Raw genomic sequence first — 1,652 nt, 5'->3', positions numbered from 1 at the left:
ACTCTGGCCAACGGCCAGAGCATCACCATCGGCGTCGGCCAGTCCACCGGCACGGTCGAGTTCACCGCGCCGAACAACGTCTACAACACCAACGCGCCACTGACCAACAGCATCACCAAGGTCGAGGGTGGTAACTACGAGAAGCTCATAACAACTGGCAATACCACGACCACGGTAACCGACAGCCCAGCGACCCAGGCCACCACCAACCTGGTCCTGAGCGCGACCGGCGACGTCGCCGAAGGCGGCCAGATCGTCTACACCGCGACGCTGAGCAACCCGGCTGGCACCGCGATGACCGTGACCCTGAGCAACGGCGCGACGATCGAGATCGCGGCTGGCAAGACCTCGGGCACCGTGACCGTTGCAGCGCCATCGGACGACGTCTACAAAGATGCCGGTCAGGTCAAAGCCACCATCACCGGTACTACCGGTGGTGACTTCGAGAAGCTGGCGGTTAATCCAGCCGAAGCGGTGACCAACGTCAGCGACACCATCGACACCAGCACGGTTACGCTGACTGCCGATGGTTCGGTCGTCGAAGGTGGCGTGGTCACCTACACCGCGTCGGTTAGCGCACCGGTCACCGGTAGCCCGTTGGTTATTACTCTGGCCAACGGCCAGAGCATCACCATCGGCGTGGGCCAATCCACCGGCACGGTCGAGTTCACTGCGCCGAACAACGTCTACAACACCAACGCGCCACTGACCAACAGCATCACCAAGGTCGAGGGTGGTAACTACGAGAAGCTCATAACAACTGGCAATACCACGACCACGGTTACCGACAGCCCAGCGACCCAGGCCACCACCAACCTGGTCCTGAGCGCGACCGGCGACGTCGCCGAAGGCGGCCAGATCGTCTACACCGCGACGCTGAGCAACCCGGCTGGCACCGCGATGACCGTGACCCTGAGCAACGGCGCGACCATCAATATCGCCGCCGGTAAAACCTCGGGCACCGTGACCGTTGCAGCGCCATCGGACGACGTTTACAAGGATGCCGGCCAGGTCAAAGCCACCATCACCGGTACTACCGGTGGTGACTTCGAGAAGCTGGCGGTTAATCCAGCCGAAGCGGTGACCAACGTCAGCGACACCATCGACACCAGCACGGTTACGCTGACCGCCAATGGTTCGGTCGTCGAAGGTGGCGTGGTCACTTACACCGCGTCGGTTAGCGCACCGGTCACCGGTAGTCCGTTGGTTATTACTCTGGCCAACGGTCAGAGCATCACCATCGGCGTCGGTCAATCCACCGGCTCGGTCGACTTCGTTGCACCGAACAACGTCTACAACACCAACGCACCGCTGACCAACAGCATTACCAAGGTCGAGGGTGGCAACTACGAGAACCTGGAAACCGCCGGTACCCCGAGCACCACGGTTACCGACAGCCCAGCGACCCAGGCCACCACCAACCTGGTCCTGAGCGCGACCGGCGACGTGGCCGAAGGCGGCCAGATCGTCTACACCGCGACCTTGAGCAACCCGGCTGGCACGGCGATGACCGTCACCCTGAGCAACGGCGCGACGATCAATATCGCCGCCGGTAAAACCTCGGGCACCGTGACCGTTGCAGCGCCATCGGACGACGTCTACAAAGATGCCGGTCAGGTCAAAGCCACCATCACCGGTACTACCGGTGGTGA

1 protein-coding gene is annotated in these 1,652 nt (G+C 62.3%); it reads left to right on the top strand.

Annotated features, from left to right (window positions below; all coding sequences use genetic code 11):
• On the top strand, nt 1-1,652 hold a 1,652-nt coding region (locus tag ACIQUF_RS25555; RefSeq protein ID WP_403136518.1), incomplete at both ends, for an immunoglobulin-like domain-containing protein.

It is taken from the genome of Pseudomonas sp. NPDC090233, assembly GCF_044772285.1.
Lineage (GTDB): Bacteria > Pseudomonadota > Gammaproteobacteria > Pseudomonadales > Pseudomonadaceae > Aquipseudomonas.
This window is presented reverse-complemented; position numbering and strand designations above follow the sequence as displayed.